This is a genomic window from Oribacterium sp. C9 (genome assembly GCF_002007235.1).
Classification (GTDB): domain Bacteria; phylum Bacillota; class Clostridia; order Lachnospirales; family Lachnospiraceae; genus Oribacterium.
In genome coordinates this window covers 42,905-65,540 of the sequence record NZ_MUHW01000012.1, presented here as the reverse complement: position 1 = coordinate 65,540, position 22,636 = coordinate 42,905, and the positions used below count along the sequence as shown (strand labels likewise).

The window sequence follows — 22,636 nt, the reverse complement described above, 5'->3', positions numbered from 1 at the left end:
AAAGGGGTGGGGAGAATGATCTGTATGAAATTTAAATCACACCATATAGTGCTTTTCATGATTATGACAGTTCTTTCTGCTCTGTCTGTATCTTTTACGTCCAGCGCGGAAAACTGGTTATATAAAGACGGTAAATGGTACTACTACTATATGTATGATGAGCCGGTGGAGAATCAATGGATCACTGACAGCGGAAATGAATACTATATAGGCAGCGGTGGACTGATGACCACCGATAAGTGGCAGACCGATAATGAGGATGGAAAAAAATACTATCTGGGCGCAGACGGAACCAAGAAGAGAAATGAGTATACCGTAAGCGGTGACAAGTTCGTAGGCCCGGACGGAACTGAACTTGTGTCTTTTGGAAAATGGAGAGAGGGCGCTAAAAAAAGCCTTAAAAAGATCATTTCTGACCTCAACAAGAAAAATACCGTTACATCAGAACAGAAGCAGTATCTGACCTATTTAAACGCTTCTAATGCAGCTTTTGCGCTATATGATCTCAACTGTGATGAATACAGGGATATAATCGTCATAAATAAGGATTCGGATAACCGTCAGGTCCTGGATATACAGATATGGAATCCGGAAAAGCAGGAATACTATGCTGTCATGGAATCGGATTTCACCTCTGATGAAGTTGCTGTGCTTAAAAGAGAGGTGAATCTCGGTGATGTATGGCTGGTCATCTCCAAGGATATAAATGAGTTTGATTTTCAGCAGCTTAAGGCAGGCGAATATTTCTTTCAGGGTGTAGAACACTATGATTTCGGCTATAATGAATATGGTGATGTGGTTTACTACATAGACGGTATAGAGTATTCGGCAAATGAATGGAATTCATCTCTTATGTACCGCCGTAGCAACCTGGGAACGGAGATCATGGCTACCTATTATGATCTTAACGAAACTACTATAGATGAACAGGTAGACAGATTCCCGACAGAAGACGAAATAAACCTGTTTTACGAAAAAGATAATGAGTAAGCATATAGGCAGACAGCTGTATGTTAAGAGGGATAAACCATGGATGATATGCAGAATAAAGATAAATCATTTCATAATTCGGATGATGCTGCAAGTTTTGCTGAAACTATAGCGGACACCATCAGGGAAGGACTGAAAAATGAGTCCGTAGATAAAAAAAAGAAAGAAGAAATGGAAGCCATAAACCGTATGATTGGAAAGGAAGCTGAGGAAGAAACGGAAAATAAGCTGCAGGATGAACAGATGAAAGACGAAAAGAGTACAAAGGGAAAGACAAGGAAATCAAAAAAAGTCGTTGGCTCTGATTACAGCGCCGGACCTTCATACGGAATAGACAATATAGCACTTCGTAATGAGGTGGTTCAGGAGAAACGTAAAGCCATAAGAGTGGAGTCTCAGGAAGAAAAGGATGTGCTGTCTGATGCCATACAGAAACACCTGGAAGAAAGTGTCTTCGGAGAGGCGAAGATCCAGCAGGGGTTCCATATAGTAAATATCATGCAGGAGTGCCTGAAGAGTGAGAATATCCTCGAATACATGCAGAATATGTCCTGCTGTACCTGTGAGAGGTGTCAGGCCGATGTACTGGCTGCAACCCTTTCTCATCTTCCGGCCAAATATGTTGTCATGTATAAAAAGAATACCAACGCAAGGATCAGTTTTTATCATGACAACTATAAGATGGATATACTTTCTTCTATCATGAGAGCCATAAGAGATGTAAAAGAGCATCCTCATCACGGAAGTGACAGGATACAGTAAAGGGTGTATTCAGATAGATACATACCGCTGTATTGCATATTGAGCCCCCATAAAGAGGTATAATCTGAGATATTTTTCAACTGAGAACATCATCGTAAAGGTGAAGTTCTCAGTTTTTTGATTTTTTAGTTATATAATCCGGATTTTTGCCGATACTGTGTTTAGGAGATATTCTGTTTAGGCCAGGGAAGGTCTGTTTATTTATCATGAAGGAGCATCATTATGAAAGTTTCAGATAGCAGCAGCTCAACGAGCTCATTGGGAAATACTTCGCTGAGAGGATTCAGCGGACTGGCATCCGGTCTCGACCGTGATGCTTTGATAGAGCAGCTTACACTTAATACATCTAACAAGATAGCAACCATAAAACAAAATATAACCAAACAGGAATGGAGACAGGAAGCATATAACAGTATCACCGGAAAGATGCTGGATATGGAAGATAACTACCTTAGTTATTCCGGTAAGACAAGTATAGTGAGCAATGACTTATACAGAAAATCTGTTATTACAGCTAACGGGAACAGTTCGTCGGCATCCTTACTTAAGGCTACCGGCAGTTCGGCAGTTCTTGAGTATGTTTCCATAAAGGGAGTAAGCCAGCTTGCGTCATCTGCATACTATACGTCACAATCATTCGAAGTGGACGGAAAAAATGCTTCAAAGAGCACCAAGCTCGCTGATCTCGGATTCACTGATGATAAGCTGTCAGGCATGACCATCAACGGCACCAGCTTCAGTGTGACCTCAGAATCTACAGTAAGCGATCTTGTAAATGCAATCAACAGCAGTGATGCCGGAGTTAAGGCGACCTTTATCGAAAGCACAGGAAGCTTTATGTTCTTTGACAAAGACACAGGTGAAAGCAGTAATGTGGAGCTGAATGAAGAAGCACAAAATATGTTCGGAGGCGAACTCACAGCCGGTAAAGATACCATCATGTATGTAAGCTATGGAGGATCTGACCCTGTTGCAGTAAAGAGCAGTTCCTCTACTGTCAATGTAGACGGACTTAAGATAACAGCAAGCGGCGTTTTCGGTGACATCCAGACAGACAGCGATGGAAAAGTCACCTCCTTTGATGCAAGCGCCAGCGTAAGCTTCACTGCCAGCGCCAATGTAGATAAGGCAACAGAAAGAGTAAAGAATTTCATAGAGGAATACAACAAGCTGGTTGAAGAAGTAAATACAGCAGTCACCACAAGACCTAACAAGGATTACACTCCACTTACCGAGGAACAGGAAGATGAAATGACTGAGACCGAGATAGAGAAGTGGAATAAGAAGGCCAAGGACGGTATCATTTATAATGATACAGAAATACGAGACTTTTCAGATACTCTTCACAGTATGATGACCAGCATTCTCGGTTCAGGAATAAGCTATAGTGATTTAAAGAATATCGGAATTACTATTAGTGATGATTTTGCAGATGGAGGACAGCTTCAGTTCGACGAGGAAAAGTTCAGAGCGGCAATGGAGACAGATTCCGAAACAGTTGAAAAGGTCATGTGCGGAAGCGATGACAGTAAGGGGTTCGGAAACGTTATTAATGCTAAGTTCACTCCTTATGCAACAAGATATGCTACCCGTAACGGAAATTCCTATGGAAGGCTGATTGAGGTAGCGGGTTCAGATAAGCTGACACTTACTGCAAAGAAGAATCAGATCTACAACCAGATAGAAAGTTATAATGAAGAGGTAAAGAAGTGGGAAAGTAAGCTCAAGACAGAAGAGGACAGATATATCAAACAGTTCTCAAATCTTGAGAAACTTATAAACAGCATGAATTCTCAGGCGAATTATCTGGCAAGCTTATCTGCCTAAGATTTTTGTCGATATAAACAGTGAATAAAATCATATTGTAAAGAGGGTGTTTTTATGATTTATGATAAATATAAGGAAGATACGATATATTCTATGACACCGGTGGAATTACTGCTTCTTTTGTATGATGAATGTATGAAGGATCTTCGAAAAGCTGATATAGCTTTACAGGATCAAGATAATACAGCTTTTGAAGAGTATATCGGGAAAGCACTGAAGATCATCAGATACCTTATAAAGACACTGGATATGTCGGTCCCTATAAGTAAAGATCTGAGAAGACTGTACGATTATCTCATTTATGATCTATCGAAGATAAGAGCCGGCGGAAACCGTAAGGCTGATGAGATACCTAAGCTCATAGAGATCATTCAGAATCTGAGAGATGGTTTTGAAGGTGCCAGTATGCAGGTAAAGGATGAGCATATAGTTCAGACTGCAAGCGTAGTGGGGTGACATATCGGGAGAGAGTCATGGAAGATATTTTGGATGTTGAAAAACTGGCTAAGCTATATCAACGTAGATACAGCTATATTCTGGACATAAAAAATATTACAGATGAGCTTTCAGAGGCTCTGTCAGGAGAGGATGGCACCACTGCGGAGATCATACTTGATGAGCGTATGTCAGCCATAGAGAGAGTAGAGGATTCATGGCAAAAGATACGTGAAATGGGTGAGATAGGTCCTAAAGCTGCATTTGATGCGAACAGGCTTATATTTTGTGCACCTGATGAGATAGAACCTGAAAATGAAGATGAGAAGGCTGTTAAACATATAAGACTGAAGACACAGTTACTTATAAAAGAACTTCAGGAGCAGGATAAGTTCCTGAATAAGCGTCTTGCAAGAGAAGAGTCTTATTATAAGGATTGAACTGCAGATGATGACAGATAGCATTAAAAAGAATTAAAATATAAAGAATCACAGAGATGTTCTCTGTGGTTCTTTTGTGTTAAAATTTAAGTATTAGTTAGATCCCTTAATAATCTGAATGTTCAGATTTTATGGAGGAGAGCGTGATGAATCGTACCATATTTGAAGGCAGGTATCTGATCAATCTTACAGGAGCGGTCATTAAACAGAAAGAGATTCCCAAGAGAAGCATGAGGATGGACTGGGAGAGACTGTTCCATCTGGCTGATTATCACAAGATAGCCAATATCATCTATCTCGGTATGCTGGGGGCTTCGGAGCAGGTTCCTGAGAAGTGGGGAGAGAGATTTTTTGAGAGATATCAGGAGAGTCTTATGTACTCATCAAGTTATGAGAATTCGGAGCTTGAGATCCTGACTCTTCTCAATATGCATAAAATATCCGCGACGGTGCTTGAATCATCAGCCACGAGACGCCTTTACAGAATTCCTGAAACAGCCAGTAACAGTCCACTGAGACTACTTCTCAGTGAAAAGGATTATAGTCTTGCAAAGGGTTTTTTGGTAGATCTTGGATACCTTACTGATCATTTCTATCCAAAGTTTGGAGAGCATATGCGTGCAGGAAATGGATTTATGGTTGAAATCTACTATAGGCTTCCCTTCATAACGAAGAACTATCAAAAGTGTATGACAGCTCTTATGGAGAGAGCTTATATAGACAGAACCTTCAATTCCATGCATACCTTTTCATTGGAGTCCAGTTTTGTTTTCCGTATGGCTGAGATCTGTTACAACTATTGTGAAAATGCGCTTACAGTACGAAAGCTTCTGGATGTATTTCTGTTCTATCATCAGTTCAAGGCAAAGATGAACCAGAACTTTATATGGACAAGATTTAAAGAGTTCAAGATAGATATTCTTGTTCAATGCATGATTCATATCTCTGCCATGTGGTTTGGAACCAGGTCGGATGATATACTGGATCTCACCATAGAAGATGGAGAAGTGTATGATGCGGTAGAGAGCCGTATACTGTCCAGTGGTGTCATCGGTACTGAAATGGTACCACAGGCCAATACCCTCAGAAATGAGATACAGAAGGAACTTGATAAGGAGAAACGTGAAGAGGAGAAGGAACTTCGAAAGAAGCAGCGCAGTGATTTCTGGAGGAGAGTAAAGCAGCAGATACTTTGGATATTCCCGGAATACAAGTATATGAGCTCGTTATATCCTTCTTTGGAGAAATTTCCTTTCCTGTTGCCGTTTTTCTGGCTGTTCAGAGGTATAAGGATGATAAAGACCTCTCTTCGGGTACAGTTTGAATCTGATGACAGGGATAAGAAGGAGAGTAAATCCTCTTCAGGAGTTAAGAAGTCCGGTGATATTTCTTATCTTCCGAGAGAGACAAAGACAACAAGGGCGTTGGAGAAAGATGATCTCGGTGGTGTAGCAGTATCCATGGAAGATGGTATCAAGAGCGGAAAGATATTCGACTCAGTACTTGCAGATGAACAGCAGAAGTCTGAACTAGAGGAAGAAATCATGGCAAGCGCAGATGATAATGTCAGTGAAGATGATTTTATAGTAGATGAGAATGCAGAGACAGAGATAGGATTGTGGCAGTTCCCGAAGCTGGATACCAGACCTCAGGAGAGACCTGCCCCTGCTAGTGATGATCAGAATTCTGATGGTGATGAAGAAAAAGAATCTGATACTAAGGACTATCAGTCAGTATTTGGCTTTGGAACAGATTCTCTGGCCGGTATGGATGTATCGCTGTTCAATAATCTTTTGTCCAATGAAAAAAACCGAACTTCCGATAAGGTGACTATAACGTCACAGTACACTGAATCAGGTGAGATCGAATATGGATTTAAAGATGATAAGAATTCAGATGATTCCTGGGATCAGAAAAGACCTAGAGAGCCGGAGATAGTTGTTGCCCAGGATGAGAATCATAATTCCGTGGGTGTTCAGAAATGGCGTTTTCCGACCATTCAGGAAGTTGAAGACAGGGAAGACGGATAAGTATGCTAAAGTTTACAGGCGGTTGAATCTGAAAGGATCAGCCGTCTTTTTTCATCTCGTAAAGAAATGATTACAGAGATAAAAAACAAACAAAAACCCTTCGTCATGTGGACGAAGGGAAATAGTATAAATCAATTTTCAGTTTTTTCAGCTTCCTTATCAGAAGGCTTCGTGTCAGAAGCAGATGGTTTATTCTTTTTCAGGGTGATATGCTTCAAGGAGTCCTGAAGACCGGTAATAGCGTCAGGATTTGGCGATGTAGCGTTCTTGTTTTCCTGTTCTGCTATGGAAAGTTCTTCACGAAGAATAGAAATCTGTTTCGGCGCATCTATGGCAAGTCTTACACCGTCTGATGCACTTTCTACTACAGTAATTCTGATATTGTCTCCAATGAGTATACTTTCGTTTTTCTTTCGTCTTAATATCAGCATCAAATCACCTACCCTATACTTTTATTTATCGGTCCTCCGATAATCAAGCGTTGGCTGCACTTTGTGTGAGGCCCTCCTGAACGGCAGAGAAAGAACTTAATTTTTTTCTGAATTCATACTCAGAATCGTTAAGTATCACCTGCATGCCGATACGCTTATCAGGATTAATAACAACCGGCGCTTTCATATTGACCGTGTTCTCGAGATAGTTGTTCCTGAGGACACAGATAACATAATATGAAAGATCATTCTCAGATTTGACATGTAGATACGACAATTCCTCAGGACTCAGAACCGGATCATAATCCGGATCAAGCGAGAATGGATTGACGACTACAAAGGCGATGTCTGTGTTTGCGATGGACTGCAAAAGAAGGATAGTATTATCCTCATTTTCATCCAAAACGAGAGGAATATAGTCCTTTAACTCTGTAAATCCAAAGAGTCCATCAGTGAAATGAATGAGGTCTGACTCCTCGTATTCGATAGTGCCATAGTCTCTTGTTTCTAATGTCAACATGAATGACAACCTCCATTAAGTATATCTTATTATATTAAATATTGCTATGATTTTTAAAAAATTATCAATCTTATCGTACAAAATCGAACAAAGAATTCTGCATGATCTTTGAGCCGACCTGCATAGCTGCATTGTATGAGAACTGATTCTGGTACATCTTCACTATGGCATCATATGTGTCGATGGCAAGGTGGTCGTTGTACTCCTTGATATAGCTGTCCTGAGCGGTCTGAAGTCTGGACTGAACATCTTCAAGAGTGGAGGTAACTACACCTATACGTCTAAAGGTGTTGCTGACCCTTTGCATGGCACCGTCCCAATGTTCCAGAACATAGGCAAGATCATGGTTCATAGTTTCCTGAAGCTCATCATGTTTTTGATATAATGTAGTATCAGACTCATTAAAAGATTTACGATAATTGTCAGTGGAAACGATGGCACGGGCATTGAGTCCAAAAGCCGAGTTGTTCATGGCATCTTTAAATTCTTTAAAGACTTCATCTACCTTTGTTTGATTCTGAAACGGTGGTTCATCCGGATCCAGCTCTCTGAGTCTATCGGAAGTTATACCGGTAACCATATTGAGACCGCCATAGTAGGTGTCAGGCAAAGTCGTTCTGGTGGTAATGTCTCCATATCCGAGAGACATGCGTCCCTGTTCTCTCATGGCCAGAATTATCTTTTTCACAGTGGTGTCTTCGTCCATAGCGTTGCCATCTTTGTCAGTTCCTTTATATTTAAATCCATTACTGTCATAGTCATAAGTCATACTCATAACTGTAGCTGTATCATCACCGGGGAATTTATGATGGAATGTTAGAGTCAGACCATTTTCTGACATAGTAAAAGGTACAGTTGTGGCATCATTTCCACCCATAACATAGTAATTTGAGTATGAAGAGTTGAGATCCTGAGCCATGGTCTGCTGTGTGTTTTTCATTAGTGTGACCATGGTATCAACGGTACTTTCCAAGCCTTGATAAGAAGCTGATGCCATCTGCTCATACTTAATGTTTAGGGTGCCCATCTGTGAATACATGGAGCGGGAAGAGGCTTCCTGCTGTTCCAGTCGGTTCATGACATCCTTTATCATGGTGTCCTTGGTCACTGCATCGTTATAAAGGTTATCTATCTTTTTACCTGCATAGTAGTCCAAAGGACTTTCTGCTGCATTCTCATATTTCTTGCCGCTTGAGACCTGTTCCATACTCTTGTTGTAGATGGATTTCAGGTTCTGAACGGACTGAGCATAGTCTTTATAAAAGGTTGAAGACGTTACACGCATGATCGTTCTCCTTTCCTGATTTATAATAGAGTGTAAATCACGTTATATATTCACATAAATCTGTTAATAAACATCAGATAAGTGCCAAAAGAGATTTGATAGTCTCATCATATGCAGTAATTACTTTTGCTGCGGCATTGTATGAAGAAACATATGTCATCATATTGGCAGCTTCTTCATCAAGGCTGACTCCTGAAAGCTGATCCTTGGAGCTGGTGATGCTTGTAAGGACAGTCTTGTTGGTGTCCAGGGCATCCTTATTGTTTTCCTGATCGTTGGCAAGCTTAGTAGATAAACTGTTCATATAGTTTGCATAAGTTTTATCGCCGATCTCTTTATGAGGCTGTGTAAAAGATTCCAACATATTCAAGATAGTGTTATTGGAAGATTCACCTCTGAGACCTATTTTCGTAGTGCCGTTTACCCACAATGTCGAAATGGAAATATTTTCAGCGGTGATTTCACCATCAGTGATCTTGCCGTTAGTTTCTGTATATTTTGCAGTCTGGGTATTCCTGTTCACAAAAAGCAGGTTATCTTTTGTCGGTCCTATAGAGGAGTAACTACCCTCTCCATTAATTGCATTTATTGCATCATTGATAGCATACTCTTCCGATTTATTGGGGTAATCCCACTCATTACCGGCGTAGTTATATACATTCATTTCTTTTGCCAGTGTTCTCGCGAAGTTATCAAGCTCATCCATGTAGTAGTCATAACCATAGTAGGTTCCCTGTTTCAGACCACTGGTTGCAGTACCATTCGGGTCTGATTTTGCAAGCATATCGAGGCTTGCCTGAACAGAACCGCCGGAGAAGGTGATACTTTCATCACCCGAAACAGAACTGCTGTTGGCAGTGGTCCTTTTTACGCTTGTTGGTGTAGAAGGGGCAGCCTCATCGTATCCTGTAAACTGAAGCTGTACATCTAAAGGCTGTGATAAGGTCTCCTTATAGCTTACGCTTGCAGAGGAATCAGAGCTTAAGAAGTTTCCTAATGGGTCGGTCTGAATATCTCCGAATTCTTTGTTTACAGTTACGCTCATACCATCCACTTTTACAACGTTAGTATGGCTTGTCAGTTTTTCAGGGGTTGAACTGCCATACTGAACGAACATGATGGTATCTTTTCCTGCGGTAGTGGTACCATCAAATAAAGAATTTGTTTCGGTGCTAAGATTAACTGTGCTGTTGTCACCAGTTTCTTTAGAAGTGAAAGTGAAGACGCCTGAATCGAAAGCGGCAACAACACCGGTATCCTCTTTGTTAATAGCATTCACTAATTCCTGAATAGTTGAATCTTTATCCAAACCAGTGAGGCTCTTTTCACCAATTTTTATGGCAGATATATCATCATCTTTAAAACCTATATCAGAAAGTTTAGAGAATTTAGTTGCAAGATCAGAAGTTTCATTGCCTTGATCATCTAGTATATGGAATGTTTTAGATGTATATGACGCTGCTGATGCCAGTTGCTGAACACCTAATATTTTAACTTCCTCTAAGGTATGAGGAGGATTCGGAGTGCCGGAAGTATCAGTTATAGCGTCGATAGAGCTGTTTTTACCACTTGTTGCTGTTGTAATATTATCTGAATATTTCCACTTTGTGTATCCATCCTTTAAAGCAACAGAACCGTAGTTTTTCTTATCAGCATCTCTATAGGTACCGTTTACCAGTATGATAGAGTCCTGCTTGATAGAGCCGTCTGCTTCCTTTGTAGTATAGTCCAGAGTTATACGAAGATCCTCAGGCCAATCGGAACGACCGCAAACTCTTCCTGATGAATCATAATTATAAATACGATAACGGGTTTGACCGCCAACTTTATACTCTTCAGAATAATACTCAACAGTTATGGGAATGTAGCCTGAGAGCTCATCGATCTTCATATTTCTCTCATCCTGGAGCTCGAGAGCTGAGTTGCCCAGAAGCTGGTTATCCTTTATCTTGATGTTCAGATCACCAATCTCCTGAAGAAGTGTGTTGATGTTTTCAATGGCTCCTCTGCTGGATGTGCCCTCGCCGGAGAGCTTCTCAAATTCGTTGTCCTCTGCGGTCTTTATCTGTTTTGCTGCAGAGTTCAGGAGAACGGCAGTTGCATTCATATCAGACTGTAACTGTCCTTCATATACTGGATCCTGTACCTTGGAGGAATCCTGCATGGTCGTAAGAGCTTTCTGGATAGCATCCAAAGAAGCACGGATTCCGTCATGATTTGACTCGTCCATGAATTTGGCAAGAGTGTTCAGAGAATACTCTATCGTACTGTTGTATTCGGTCATCGTATTCTGATCACGATACTGTATGTCCATGAACTCGTCACGAATCTGCATGACACCATCCATGGCAACACCGTAACCTACATTTACATCATTTTCATTCATGTAGAATGAAACAGGATTTTCATAGTTAAGACTTGATGTTTTTAACTGCTGCCTTGTATAACCTTCAACGTTCATGTTGGCGAGGTTCTGGGATGTGACATCAAGTTTTCTTGAGTTCGCCTGCAGAGATGTAAGAGCTGTTTGGAAACCTGCGAATGTTGCGCGAACCATATATACCTCCTATATAAAAAAACAGTTAAAAGCGGGTGTTAAAAAATGAATGATATATGTTTCAAGTTCAAAAGTTAAAAATCAAAAGGTTATGCTTTGATTTCACACATACTTAGACCCAATCATTACACTTCCTAATCATTTATCGACCAAAAAACAGGAGATATTAGTTAATCGGGGGTATAAATATAAAAAAATAGTGGTCATACATGCTAAATGTATGACCACAAAATCAATAAAAAGATAAGTTAAAGGGTGAAATCACGCCAAAGTGTCCTGGAAAGGTTTCGGAACACGCTGATTCGCGATGATGATGTTTACGTCATTAAGACGAACACGCATGATCCGGTCTGCGCTCTCCTGAGCGTCGCTGAGACTATGTAAAGCGGTCCTGAGTTCCTCGAAAAGAGGAGCTAAAACAAGCTTTTGATCTTCGGATACCTGACTGAGAATCTGAGAAAACCTGAGCCCTTTCCATCCGAGCTGATCAGCAAGTCTAATGCGCTTTTTCTCAAGACCACGAAAATTCAAAAGATCCGGTTGTGCTTCCTTCACCAATGCATCAAGTTTTTCAGGATCATCCTCTGATGCAGAGACGCTGAAATCCTGTTCAAGTTTAACAAGTTTCTTTACAACAGCTGCCTGAGATGACAGCACCTCAGTAAAATCGTTAAATACTGCAGAGTCTGACATAATGTCTCCTTTTGCAAGATCATCCTCTGTATCCAAGCATACGCTCCGCAATCCTGGTTGAATCGATCTGATATGTGCCGGACTGAACCTGCGCCTTCAGCTCTGCAACTCTCGCTTCACTTACACCAGCTCTCATGGATGAGGCTGTTCTCGATGCGAGCATGGATGCAAAGCTCTCATCGCTGACAGCGTCAGTAAAAGATGCTTTATCATAACTACTCACATAAGATGCGGATGATGCGGAAGAGGATTTTTCTTTTTTGATGTTCTTTTCCTGACCGGTATAGCCCACTTTACCAATCAGAGTTGTACGTAAATTGACGTCCATAAAATGCCTCCTTGCATAAACGCACAATTAAATCAATGAGTTCCATCTGCTTATATTATCGGCAGTGGGATCAAAATAATAACTCCTATTTAAAATTATTTTCATTAAAAAATTGTGCATCTGGTTTTGATTTAAACATAATATCGTCCTTTGCCACCGTAATATAACATCAAGAAACGAATAACGCTATTAAAATTTTAAATCGTAGATAGCTAACGGCAAAATCCCAGAAAAATATAAGGGGAAATTTACAAAAAATCTAATAGTCCGGATTTAAATTGACGATATAATATCATTAGATGAAACGAAGCGCGTGATTTTATGCGATGTCATGGGTAAATCTCTAAGTTTTCGCATATAAAATAAAAATTCAGTACGGGGATCCAAATCCGGGTTTACGTACATAGATCAGGAGATATAGCTTATGCCTAATATTTTGCAGGTGCAGAATACTTCATTGAACAACCAGCAGGTCAACAACACACCGGGAGTTCATCCTCACATAGGTCAAAACCCTCAGGTAGCAACTCCGGGCAAGGTGGAGCCCTCAGTAACCTCGGAAAATGGAAATCAGGTCGGAGCCAACGTCGGTGGAGAGGGCAGCGTAAATTTTGAATCGAATTATACGAATTTCATTCAGAGGATGCATGAGGGGATGCAGCTTCCTACAGAGATGGAGGAACTGCTGTTCACTGACGGGGCAGCGTTACAGATCGTAGGGGATACAGAACTACAGGAAATCTTAAATGAGCTGTTTCAGGAGATAGAGACTCAGGATCCGAAGGAACTGATGAACTTTATCGAATCACAGCAGCAGGCGCAAGTGAAATTCACAGGGGAGCTTTTCGATGGATTACGAAATATCCTGAATCATGATGTTTCACCGGCCCTCAGAGAAAATATTCTTGATTTCATAAAGACATATAACAATTATGCCTCAAGTGAGCATCTGCTCAATCAGATGGAGTCTCTAGGAAATGATATAGAGAGTCTGATTCTTCCTTCCCAGAGAGAGGGCTTTTCGAAACTGATGGATCAGTTAGATAAAAGCGCGGCTCCGGGAGATACCGAAAAAAACACGGAAGTTATAAATAAGCTGATCATTCCATTCTTATCCAGGTATATATCCAGGACTCACAATTACGGTGCAGTGAGAACAGCAACAGTCCTTTTTTCTTTATATGCTGTTAAATATGAAGATGGTAATGAGGATAAACTGAATCAGCTTTTTACTAAACTTACCAAGCACAGCGATTTCAAGATGTTCTTCAAGGGAGTACCTGAGGAAACTCTGGCAAAAGCCATGGAGAATCTGGGACCTCAGTCTGAAAAGGCTATGAAGTTCCCTGAGATGCTTACGAAACTTATCCAGAAGGGAACTGAGGGAAGCGCCGGATCAGAGAATGTGGAGAGATACTATCAGGTGCTCAATCACCTTCTAATGAATGAGAGTGTTTATATGCCTCTTCTTCATCTTCTAATTCCTTTCCGTTATCAGGAAAAGAATGTCATGTCTGAGATGTGGGTGGATCCGGATGCGGAGCGTGAGAAGTCGGATGCCGCAAAGAAGCAGAAGATTTTCATAAAATTCAGTATTCAGGATGTGGGGAACTTTGAGCTCATCTCCATGGTGGATAATGGCAATGTCAACATGCAGATCTTCATACCGCCTACACTAAAGGAGCCGGAGGAGAATATCTCGAGAAGTATTCAGGATATACTTAAGAACAACGGTTTCAATGTGAAAAATATGGAGATAGGGGTTCTAACCAGAAGCCACAGGGTAGATGAAGTGTTCCCTGAAATCAAAGAGAAGGAGAAGGGTATAAATGTCGCCGTCTGATACAGTTAGAAAGAAAAAAGCAGCAGCACTGAAGTATGATCCCGATAAGAACGGAGCTCCGGTCATCGTGGCTTCGGGAATGGGGTATATAGCGGAAAAGATAACGGAAACAGCCATGAAAGCCGGAGTTCCGGTATATGAAGACGATTCGCTTGCTTCTCTGCTTACTCAGTTAAAGCTCGGGGCAGAGATACCGCCTGAACTGTTCAGTGCTGTGGTTGAGATATATGTTTATTTTTTGAAGTTTGCAGAGAAACATAAGGAGGCAGAGGTCGAGCTGCCGGTTCCGCAGGATGTGGTGGATGGAAACATTAGAAAAAAATAGAAAACTTCATATCGAGTGCGCGGATGATGGATCGAAAATATGCCTAAGGGGGCTTTACATCCTGCTTTTTACAGTGTGCGCATTTATACTTTTATTCACTCCTATAAGAGCAGAGGCAGCTACCCAGCCTATCAATACTATATCGGTAAAGGTAAAGTCGAAGCTTGAAGCGGGGAGAAAACTGCCTTCGACTGTACTCATAGATAAGAGCTCTGTTGATAACAACGAGGTGGCGGTCTCAAGTTCAGGAAGTACCTACAAGATAACAAAGGCAGAGTGGACAAGCAGCAGTGACATGAGGGTAAAGAGCGGAGATCAGCCCAGCCTGAGGGTCACTATAGAAGCAAAGGATATAAGTAAGCATTATCTTCTGACAAGCTACAGAAGTTCCAACGTAACCGTGACGGGAGGTACTTTTTCGAGTGCCAGTAAGGATGGTGACAAACTGGTCATCAATATAAAGCTTGACCCTATAAAGGGAAAGTTTGAAGAACCTACGGATATTTACTGGAATGATAAAAAGCTCGGAGAGATTAGATGGACACGGCCAGATAACACTTCTGGTACCTATGAGCTCCAGCTTATGAGAGATAAGACTCAGGTGACTTCAACAACTACCTCAGGGCTTTTGTATAATTTCTATCCCTATATGACTCAGGCAGGAAGTTACTATGTAAATATCAGAACCATAGTCACATCTACCGAACAGGCGAAGTATGCCCAGAACAGCGGATGGGTAGGTTCTGCGGAGCTTACCATAAGTGACAGAGATGTTTCCGACGGAAAGGGACAGGACGGAGGAGGAACGGCTAAAAGTCTCTATAAGTTCGGCTGGTACAAGGAAAACGGTTTCTGGTACTACAGGCATCTCGATGACAATCGTCTTCAGGGAGGCGGATGGGCCAATATAGATAATGAGTGGTATCTCTTTAACCAGTACGGGCAGATGCAGACAGGCTGGCAGATAGTGGATGGAAGGACCTACTTCCTTGCGAAGACCGGAGCAATGTACATAGGATGGATGAAGAACGGTAACGACTGGTACTATCTCATCCCAAGAGAAGAGGTAAGGAACGGTGAGATATACGGCCAGGCTGCGAACAACGGCTGGCGAATGATAAATACTCACTATTACTATTTCAAGAGCAGCGGCGCCATGTATACAGGATGGCTCTATGAGAACGGTAAGTACTATTTCCTCAATGATATAGATAATTCACTTTACGGGGTCATGTTCACGGGCTGGATACACAGAAACGGTAAGACCTATTACTGTGATGTTGACGGAACCATGGTGGAGGGCTGGAAAGCGATCGACGATAATCTTTACTACTTCTATCCGGGAAGCGGACAGATGGCTACCAACGCCTACGTTGACGGTTTCTACATCAACAACGAAGGCATGAGACAATAAGTGGGGTTTAGTGATGGCAGACTTATCAAACAGAAAAAGAAGTACATACAGGGACCGCATAAGGGAACAGAGAGAAGAGGACCTGGCAAGGCTTGAGCGAGAAGCAAAGCGAAGCAACAAGGCGGCAAAGCTTTTCATGCTTCTCCTTCTCGTTGGATGGTTTGTGCTCACCCATGTGAAACAGGTCAGGGCCGATGGAAGCATCATCGAAAAGGTCAGTGTGACTTTCAAGCAGAATTACGGTGACGGAGGAGAGACTCTGGAGCCTACTATCACATGCAGTACCGGCAATGTAGTTATAGATGATATCACTTATGCCAGGGAGGCGGAAAAGTGGAAGCCGGGAGTGAGGGTTCTCGTGACCATACATCTAAGCTGTAAATCCGGCTACTATTTCGGGAACAAATGGAACAGAGAGGCGGTCACTCTGAAGGATGCCGAGTTTTCTCACTGTGGAAGAGATGATGAAGGTATACTTGAACTAAAGGTCTACTATGTTCCATGTGCTGTACTGGGAGATACTGAATCGGCAGGATGGGACTATAAATTCAAAAAGGCTGTCTGGATGCCGGTGGATTATGCTCCGGGATATGAGATAAAACTTTATAAAAATGATGAAGAAGTAGCCACCAAGAAGATAAAGGGAACCACTGTTGATTTCTCAGATAAGATTGAGGATTATACAAAGGATATTTTCTACTATGAAGTAAGGGCGATTCCCATGACCTCCGATGAAAAGAAATATCTGAAAGAAGGAGACTGGATCACTTCACAGAGCGATGTGGTCACTTCTCATACAGGTACAAAGGGTGTAACGCCTATAGGGTACAACACAACAGAAAATACGGGAACATTGCCAGACTATAACGGTAAAACGACCAGTACGACAGGATGGTATAATCCGGGTGGCACATGGATATACTATGACACTTACGGAAGAGTAGCCACGGGCTGGCAGTATATAGGAGGTCTCTGGTACTATTTCAACGATCAGGGGCAGATGATGACAGGTTTTCTGTTCGATAAGGACGGCAGTGTCTATTATCTGGATCCGAATATGGGATATATGAAAACAGGATGGGAGTTTATAAACGGATTCTGGTACTATTTCAACAGTAGCGGACGCATGCAGACAGGATATCTGTATGATGGCGGAAAGATATACTATCTTAACGAATATGGCCAGATGGTAGCGGAACAGTAGCATAAAGGGGGATGTAAGATATGCCACTTATGGAGTCAATTACCGAGATAACGAATACAGGGAAGGGGAGACCAGCCAATACGACCCTTCTGTCCAAAACGGCTGAAACTTTTCAGAATGTTCTGGAAGGGATAAAGGCGGCAGGAACAGCGGAGAGCAGCGGAACCCCTGTCAACACAGGTTCATCTACACTTGATGCCATATTTGCAAGGGCGGCGGAAGCTTACGGTGTTCCGGAAAGGATACTGAAGGCGGTGGCGAAGGCTGAATCTGATTTCAAGACAACGGCTGTATCAAAGGCAGGAGCCATGGGAATCATGCAGCTTATGCCGGCTACCGCAAAGAGTCTCGGGGTAAAGGATCCTTTCGATCCCGAACAGAATATAATGGGAGGAGCCAAGCTCCTTGCTTCTAATCTAAAGGAGTTCGGAGGGGATCTGAAACTTGCGCTTGCAGCATACAATGCCGGATCCGGGGCGGTGAAGAAGTATAATGGTGTTCCGCCTTACAAGGAGACACAGAACTATGTAAAAAAGATCATGGCAGACCTCAGTGAGAACACTGCCATAGATATCAATTCCATAGTCGGAAAAGGAAAAAGTGATTCATCTCTTGATCTCATAGGGGAAGGCAGCTCCATAAGTGAGATGCAGGCGCTCCTGAACACTCTTGGTATAGGCACTTCCTCCTTAGGAAACGGGATGATCAATATAAGCTCCATACTTCAGGACAGGATAAGCGGAGATGTGGACGGTAAGGGAAAGATAGACAAGGATATGTTCGCAAACCTCATAGAGATCCTGAGACTTCAGATGCTTTTAAATACAACAAACAGCATAGGCGATTTTGATGAAGTCTGATGGGAAAGGTACAGCCCGAGATTCTGTCCGCACTCTGGATTCGTCAAATTGACAGATGCACAGACAGACCTGTTTATGATAATCTATCTGAAATTACACGTAATAGCAGAGGTTATAAATGATACTTAAGGATTGCAGCAATGCAGTAGTCAGATACAATGGAACAGAATATCGTGTCAGGGTAGTTAACGGGCTGGAAAATGATGTGGCCCTGTATTTCAGGGATGATCTTCTGGATCTACGCATGAAGGGAGCAGAGGTTTCTTTCAACGACAGTATAAAGGGCTGTGTAAAGGCGAACTGTGACATAGTGATCAAAAGAAATCCGGCTTATCCCGGCATGAGTGAAAAATGGATGGGAGAGTGTCAGATACTAGATGTCATAGAGATAATTCAGAGGCAGCAGGATATCCGTGTAAATCTCTCCATAAATGTACAGTTTGAGTCTATGACAGAACGAAGGGACAAGTTTTTCGGAACCATAACGAACCTGAGCGCCGGAGGCATCTTCATGGTGACTGCTCAGGCACTTACCATGGGTGAGATCCTAGAGTTCCACTATAGTTTTAAAGAAATGGAGAGAGCGCTCAAGGTCAAGGTCCTCTGGGGGAAGATCTATACTTCAGGGGATAATGGTTACGGTCTTCAGTTTGTGGAGCTTACTGATGGAGCTGAAACAGATATAAGAGGCTTTGTATTTAAGGAGCTTAATGAACAGCGGCAGAAAAAAAGCGGCGGAATATGATCCTGAGAATATATTCTTTTCAGCACTTTTTGCTGCCGGATGGACATTGGCGGAATGGAGACAGATATGATCATTAATCTCGTAATGATTGTAAAAAATGAAGAACGTTGTCTGGAGAGGTGCCTCACTTCGGCAGCTCCTTTTGTTGACAATATAATCATAGCCGACAGCGGATCGACGGATAGAACTCTCGAAATAGCTGAAAAGTTTGGCGCCAAGGTGTATTCATTTCCATGGGAAAATGACTTCGCAAAGGCAAGGAATTTTGCACTCGGAGAATCAGAAAGGGAATGGAATGCGGATATAAATCTCGTGCTGGATGCGGATGAGTACCTCGTTAATGATGAAAACAGCAATCCGGAAGCTCTGAGAGAGTTTATAGATATGATGTATGATAAACAGGGTATGAGGTGGCTTGGAATCATAAAGAGAGAAGACTCATATCCGAACGGGGACGAGATAGACCGGAGCATCACTGAGATAGACCGTATCCTTCCTGCAGGAATGCGCTACAGAGGAAGCATACATGAGCAGGTCGCTGCAAAGGTGGTTAACAGGTTATCGCCTCTTTATGTGCTTCATGACGGATATATGAGGAAGGGTAAGGGCGAGAGAAACTATCAGTATCTTGCAGAAGCTCTGGAAAAGGAACCAAATGATCCGTATTACAATTATCAGATGGCCATCACTCTCAGAAATCTGAAAAAGGAAGAGGAGAGTCTGCCGTACTTCAGGACATTCTGGAGATTTTCAGGAAGGAAGGAGATAAGACAGGCACCATATTGGACAGATGGCATTATGAGATACCTCTATACGCTTTATGATATGGACACAGAGGAAAGCCTGGAGGAGGCTCATGACATCATGAGCAAGGTTCAGTATGATTTCACGAGGAATCCTGATTTTTATTTTTATTCAGGACTCTTTTATATGAAGCTTGTTCTCAAGAATACAGAAAAATACAAGGACCTTCTACCTTATATAGAGAAGAGTTATCTTAAGTGTCTGGAGCTCGGCGAGATAAGCCGACCTGAGGGGGTCATAGGAACTGGATCCTTCAAGGCTGCATATAATCTCGGAACCTGGTATGAGGTTTCGGGGAATAAGGAAAAAGCCCGCTACTACTATGGGATTTCGGCAGAGCAGGGTTATGAGAAGGCAGCAGAGAGGATAAGACTTTTATAGGATAAGGGGTAAAATATGGGCTTATTTTCAGATCATTTCACTGAAGAGCATCCTTTCGGGGTCATCAGCAGGATGTTCGGCAGTGGTAACGATAAAGAAGAACAACCGGCAATTAAACGTACATATAATGTTGATCCGTTAGTTCTTTACAATATTTCAGGGGATGAGATAAAAGAACTACTGCCTGAAGACAGGGTGCATGTACGAAGAGATGATGTAAATAAAAAAATGATAGTAGAAGCTTCTGCATCAGGAAGCAGGTCTACATTTATAACTGTATGCGATGTTTCTCCAAATGAGAACGATCAGAGAGAACTGTCTGCCATGTTAAATACACTGGTGGAAGATATCGCAAGAGCGAGACGTAACGGGGCAGACGGTATAACTGTTCCTGTAAATGAATATGAACTGGTGGCTTATATCAGGAACCGTCCGTCTATAGAGATAGATCTGGAGCGTCTGGAAGAAGCTATCAATCAGTGCCAGAGGGACGAGGTGCTCACAGATTTCGTGGGTGACCTTCATAAAAACAACAGAGTTGATGTGTATACCGCCCTCAGTGATATATATAGTGTTGAAGCCACCAATATACTAAAGAGTGAGTTCAAAAATTTCTCGAACATCAAATTCTATGAGCTGAACGAGAGCTATAACAGCATGATATATTGGAACGATGAGACCATAATCAACAATATGAAGTATTCACCTGAGGCCATCATCATCGGTATCGGTCTTGCGGGAGAAAAGCCCCAGCATGCCATCTCCATAAAAAATGATATACATTCCAGTGTGGTGAAGAAAGCTGCATTTATGGTGAATCATACTATGAATGTGAGAGAGGAGATGCTTGACGCGCAGTTCGTAAGTCATGCTATCGGTATAGAGGAAATAGCCAGAAGAAGGAACATGTCCGAAGAGGTCAAGAATAAGGTTCTCATCGAGCTTGCGGTCTCTGAAGCGAAGTACCGTTATGATGAGTTAAGGATCAATGATTTCCTGAAGGCGGCCATCAATGTTTTCTATACTGAAGGACAGATGAAACTCATCAAGGTTCCTTTCGATGATGAAAAGCTCATAAGAAATCTGATACCTGATGCAATGACAGGACTTCTCGTAGAGGTAGGAGATGAACAGATAATATTTTATGGAAGTGAATCCTCTGCCAAACTTCTGATAGAAAAGTACTCATGGTCAGATCTCGGATACGGAAGAGCCGGACATTCGGCGACCCGTCAGACCATGAGGATGTATGAGAAGCAGGTATCGGATATGACAGTAAGAAGCAGGTACATCTCTGAGACCAATAAGGTCCTCGTAGAGAATGAGGGGCGTTCAGCCAGTGCAGCTTACAAGGCAGTCAGGGATATCGCCCAGAAGTTCAGTGACATAGGTCTAGATGCAGAAAATCAGATAGAGCTTCTTCTGGAAGTTCCTGTCATAAATGATCCAAGCTACAGAGTTTCCATAGAGAATATAATCAAGGAAACCCTCACGAAGGAGTCGCCTTTCCGTATGTTTGGAGAGATCAGAAAGGGTGCAAGACCTAAGAGGAAACAGGAATAGACGGATTTCAAAGTACTCCCAAAATAAAAAATATTTTTTATTTTGAAATTCACTTATAATTTTTATTATATGTGCGATAATAATAGTGTAAACAAATCATAATAAAGGCTTGGTGCTCATGAAAATGAGTCACCGGTTGGGACAAGGAAGTTCTTACACGGGCCGAAATAGGAGGAATTTATGGTTATACAGCATAACATACCAGCGATCAATTCTTACAGAAACTTATCACAGAACGCTACTTCTCTTAACAAGAACTTAGAGAAACTGTCATCAGGCTACAAGATCAACAGAGCAGGCGATGATGCAGCAGGTCTTGCTATTTCTGAGTCCATGAGAAACAAGATCAATGCCCTTAACCAGGCAGAAGATAACGCAAACGATGCTATCGGACTTATCCAGACAGCTGAAGGTGCACTTTCAGAGACTCATGCAATGCTTGAAAGAATGACAACACTTGCAACACAGGCTGCTAACGGAACCTATGCTACTCAGAAGGATAGTGACGGCTATGGTGACATGACAGCAAGAAAGAACCTTGAGGAAGAGATCAAGGAGTTAAAGGAAGAGATCGACCGTATCGCTTCTACAACTGAGTATAATGGTGTAAGAATTCTTACAAACACTAACTCAAAGCAGTTCCAGATCGGTACAACATCTTCTGAAACTCTTAAGCTTCAGGGCTCAACAATGCAGACTTCAGCTCTTGGATTAACAAGCGGAACAAAGACAACCAAGATTGCGGATATCCATGTAACTGATGTATCATCTGCAAACCATGCAATTGAGGTTATCAAGACAGCTGTTAGCCAGGTATCAGCTTACAGAGCTAAGCTCGGTGCTAAGCAGAACAGACTTGAGCACACCATCAATAACCTTAAGGTTAACAATGAGAACACAACTTCTGCTGAGTCAAGAATTCGTGATACTGATATGGCGAAGGAGATCTCAGCTTACACCAAGAACAATATCCTTAACCAGGCAGCACAGTCTATGCTTGCACAGGCTAATCAGCAGCCTCAGGGTGTTCTTTCACTCCTTGGATAATTTTCTTAGGAAAGTTGGATTTTCAGACAGAAATCTACAGGTTTACAGAGGAAGGACTTCGGTCCTTCCTTTTTTTCATGTATGTATAAAGTGAGATATCACAGTCGGTAAGGAACTAAGAAATTTATATTTTTATTATAAGAAGCTTATTT

At 41.9% G+C, this 22,636-nt stretch carries 21 protein-coding genes; 15 read left to right on the top strand and 6 right to left on the bottom strand.

Annotation, left to right across the window (positions count from 1 at the left end):
- Nucleotides 1–24 precede the first annotated feature (24 nt).
- From BXO88_RS08860 to BXO88_RS08835, 6 genes are all read left to right on the top strand, one after another.
- Nucleotides 25–990 carry a hypothetical protein gene (locus BXO88_RS08860; protein WP_078037386.1) on the top strand — a complete coding sequence of 322 codons (966 nt, stop codon included), beginning with the start codon at nucleotides 25–27 and terminating at the stop codon, nucleotides 988–990.
- 39 nt (nucleotides 991–1,029) lie between these two features.
- Nucleotides 1,030–1,752, top strand: a complete 723-nt coding sequence (locus BXO88_RS08855) for a late competence development ComFB family protein (protein WP_078037385.1) — start codon at nucleotides 1,030–1,032, stop codon at nucleotides 1,750–1,752.
- Between the two features lie 222 nt (nucleotides 1,753–1,974).
- Nucleotides 1,975–3,579, top strand: a complete 1,605-nt coding sequence (fliD, locus tag BXO88_RS08850) for a flagellar filament capping protein FliD (RefSeq protein ID WP_078037384.1) — start codon at nucleotides 1,975–1,977, stop codon at nucleotides 3,577–3,579.
- A gap of 54 nt (nucleotides 3,580–3,633) precedes the next feature.
- Nucleotides 3,634–4,035 (top strand): flagellar export chaperone FliS, encoded by a 402-nt coding sequence (locus BXO88_RS08845; RefSeq protein WP_078037383.1) that lies wholly within the window; start codon nucleotides 3,634–3,636, stop codon nucleotides 4,033–4,035.
- A 17-nt stretch (nucleotides 4,036–4,052) separates the two neighbouring features.
- Nucleotides 4,053–4,454, top strand: coding sequence for a hypothetical protein (locus tag BXO88_RS08840; protein WP_078037382.1), 402 nt, complete (start codon nucleotides 4,053–4,055; stop codon nucleotides 4,452–4,454).
- Nucleotides 4,455–4,600: 146 nt separating this feature from the next.
- A complete protein-coding gene (locus BXO88_RS08835; RefSeq protein WP_168171664.1) occupies nucleotides 4,601–6,484 on the top strand; it encodes a nucleotidyltransferase family protein in 1,884 nt (627 codons plus the stop codon).
- 131 nt (nucleotides 6,485–6,615) lie between these two features.
- Here BXO88_RS08835 and BXO88_RS08830 read toward each other — a convergent pair whose 3' ends face one another.
- The 6 genes from BXO88_RS08830 to flgM form a co-directional block, all read right to left on the bottom strand.
- Nucleotides 6,616–6,915 carry a carbon storage regulator gene (locus tag BXO88_RS08830; protein ID WP_078037380.1) on the bottom strand — a complete coding sequence of 100 codons (300 nt, stop codon included), beginning with the start codon at nucleotides 6,913–6,915 and terminating at the stop codon, nucleotides 6,616–6,618.
- Nucleotides 6,916–6,958: 43 nt separating this feature from the next.
- Nucleotides 6,959–7,435: a flagellar assembly protein FliW gene (gene fliW / locus BXO88_RS08825; RefSeq protein ID WP_206099979.1), complete on the bottom strand. Its 477-nt coding sequence runs from the start codon at nucleotides 7,433–7,435 to the stop codon at nucleotides 6,959–6,961.
- A gap of 70 nt (nucleotides 7,436–7,505) precedes the next feature.
- The gene (locus BXO88_RS08820; protein ID WP_078037379.1) at nucleotides 7,506–8,720 is read right to left on the bottom strand and encodes a hypothetical protein; all 1,215 of its coding nucleotides are present in this window, start codon (nucleotides 8,718–8,720) and stop codon (nucleotides 7,506–7,508) included.
- A 73-nt stretch (nucleotides 8,721–8,793) separates the two neighbouring features.
- Nucleotides 8,794–11,277 (bottom strand): FlgK family flagellar hook-associated protein, encoded by a 2,484-nt coding sequence (locus tag BXO88_RS08815; protein WP_078037378.1) that lies wholly within the window; start codon nucleotides 11,275–11,277, stop codon nucleotides 8,794–8,796.
- Between the two features lie 261 nt (nucleotides 11,278–11,538).
- Entirely contained in the window at nucleotides 11,539–11,970 is a 432-nt protein-coding gene (locus BXO88_RS08810; RefSeq protein ID WP_139355553.1) for a flagellar protein FlgN, read from the bottom strand.
- A 19-nt stretch (nucleotides 11,971–11,989) separates the two neighbouring features.
- Nucleotides 11,990–12,298 (bottom strand): flagellar biosynthesis anti-sigma factor FlgM, encoded by a 309-nt coding sequence (gene flgM, locus BXO88_RS08805; protein ID WP_078037376.1) that lies wholly within the window; start codon nucleotides 12,296–12,298, stop codon nucleotides 11,990–11,992.
- Between the two features lie 424 nt (nucleotides 12,299–12,722).
- On the opposite strand from flgM, the gene BXO88_RS08800 reads away from it, so the two are divergent.
- The 9 genes from BXO88_RS08800 to BXO88_RS08760 all read left to right on the top strand — a co-directional run bounded on the left by BXO88_RS08800 (nucleotide 12,723) and on the right by BXO88_RS08760 (nucleotide 22,484).
- On the top strand, nucleotides 12,723–14,141 hold the full coding sequence (locus BXO88_RS08800) for a hypothetical protein (RefSeq protein WP_078037375.1): 1,419 nt from the start codon (nucleotides 12,723–12,725) through the stop codon (nucleotides 14,139–14,141).
- A complete protein-coding gene (locus BXO88_RS08795; protein WP_078037374.1) occupies nucleotides 14,128–14,466 on the top strand; it encodes an EscU/YscU/HrcU family type III secretion system export apparatus switch protein in 339 nt (112 codons plus the stop codon). The genes BXO88_RS08800 and BXO88_RS08795 overlap by 14 nt, the downstream gene beginning before the upstream one ends.
- Entirely contained in the window at nucleotides 14,444–15,880 is a 1,437-nt protein-coding gene (locus BXO88_RS08790) for an N-acetylmuramoyl-L-alanine amidase family protein (protein WP_168171663.1), read from the top strand. The genes BXO88_RS08795 and BXO88_RS08790 overlap by 23 nt, the downstream gene beginning before the upstream one ends.
- 13 nt (nucleotides 15,881–15,893) lie before the next feature.
- Nucleotides 15,894–17,084, top strand: coding sequence for an N-acetylmuramoyl-L-alanine amidase family protein (locus BXO88_RS08785; RefSeq protein ID WP_078037372.1), 1,191 nt, complete (start codon nucleotides 15,894–15,896; stop codon nucleotides 17,082–17,084).
- A 20-nt stretch (nucleotides 17,085–17,104) separates the two neighbouring features.
- Nucleotides 17,105–17,944 carry a lytic transglycosylase domain-containing protein gene (locus tag BXO88_RS08780; protein ID WP_078037371.1) on the top strand — a complete coding sequence of 280 codons (840 nt, stop codon included), beginning with the start codon at nucleotides 17,105–17,107 and terminating at the stop codon, nucleotides 17,942–17,944.
- 118 nt (nucleotides 17,945–18,062) lie between these two features.
- A complete protein-coding gene (locus tag BXO88_RS08775; protein ID WP_078037370.1) occupies nucleotides 18,063–18,689 on the top strand; it encodes a PilZ domain-containing protein in 627 nt (208 codons plus the stop codon).
- A 66-nt stretch (nucleotides 18,690–18,755) separates the two neighbouring features.
- Entirely contained in the window at nucleotides 18,756–19,874 is a 1,119-nt protein-coding gene (locus BXO88_RS08770) for a glycosyltransferase family 2 protein (RefSeq protein WP_078037369.1), read from the top strand.
- Between the two features lie 15 nt (nucleotides 19,875–19,889).
- Nucleotides 19,890–21,437 carry a hypothetical protein gene (locus BXO88_RS08765; protein ID WP_078037368.1) on the top strand — a complete coding sequence of 516 codons (1,548 nt, stop codon included), beginning with the start codon at nucleotides 19,890–19,892 and terminating at the stop codon, nucleotides 21,435–21,437.
- Between the two features lie 180 nt (nucleotides 21,438–21,617).
- Complete coding sequence (locus BXO88_RS08760) at nucleotides 21,618–22,484, top strand: flagellin N-terminal helical domain-containing protein (protein ID WP_078037367.1); 867 nt, start codon at nucleotides 21,618–21,620, stop codon at nucleotides 22,482–22,484.
- Nucleotides 22,485–22,636: the final 152 nt, after the last annotated feature.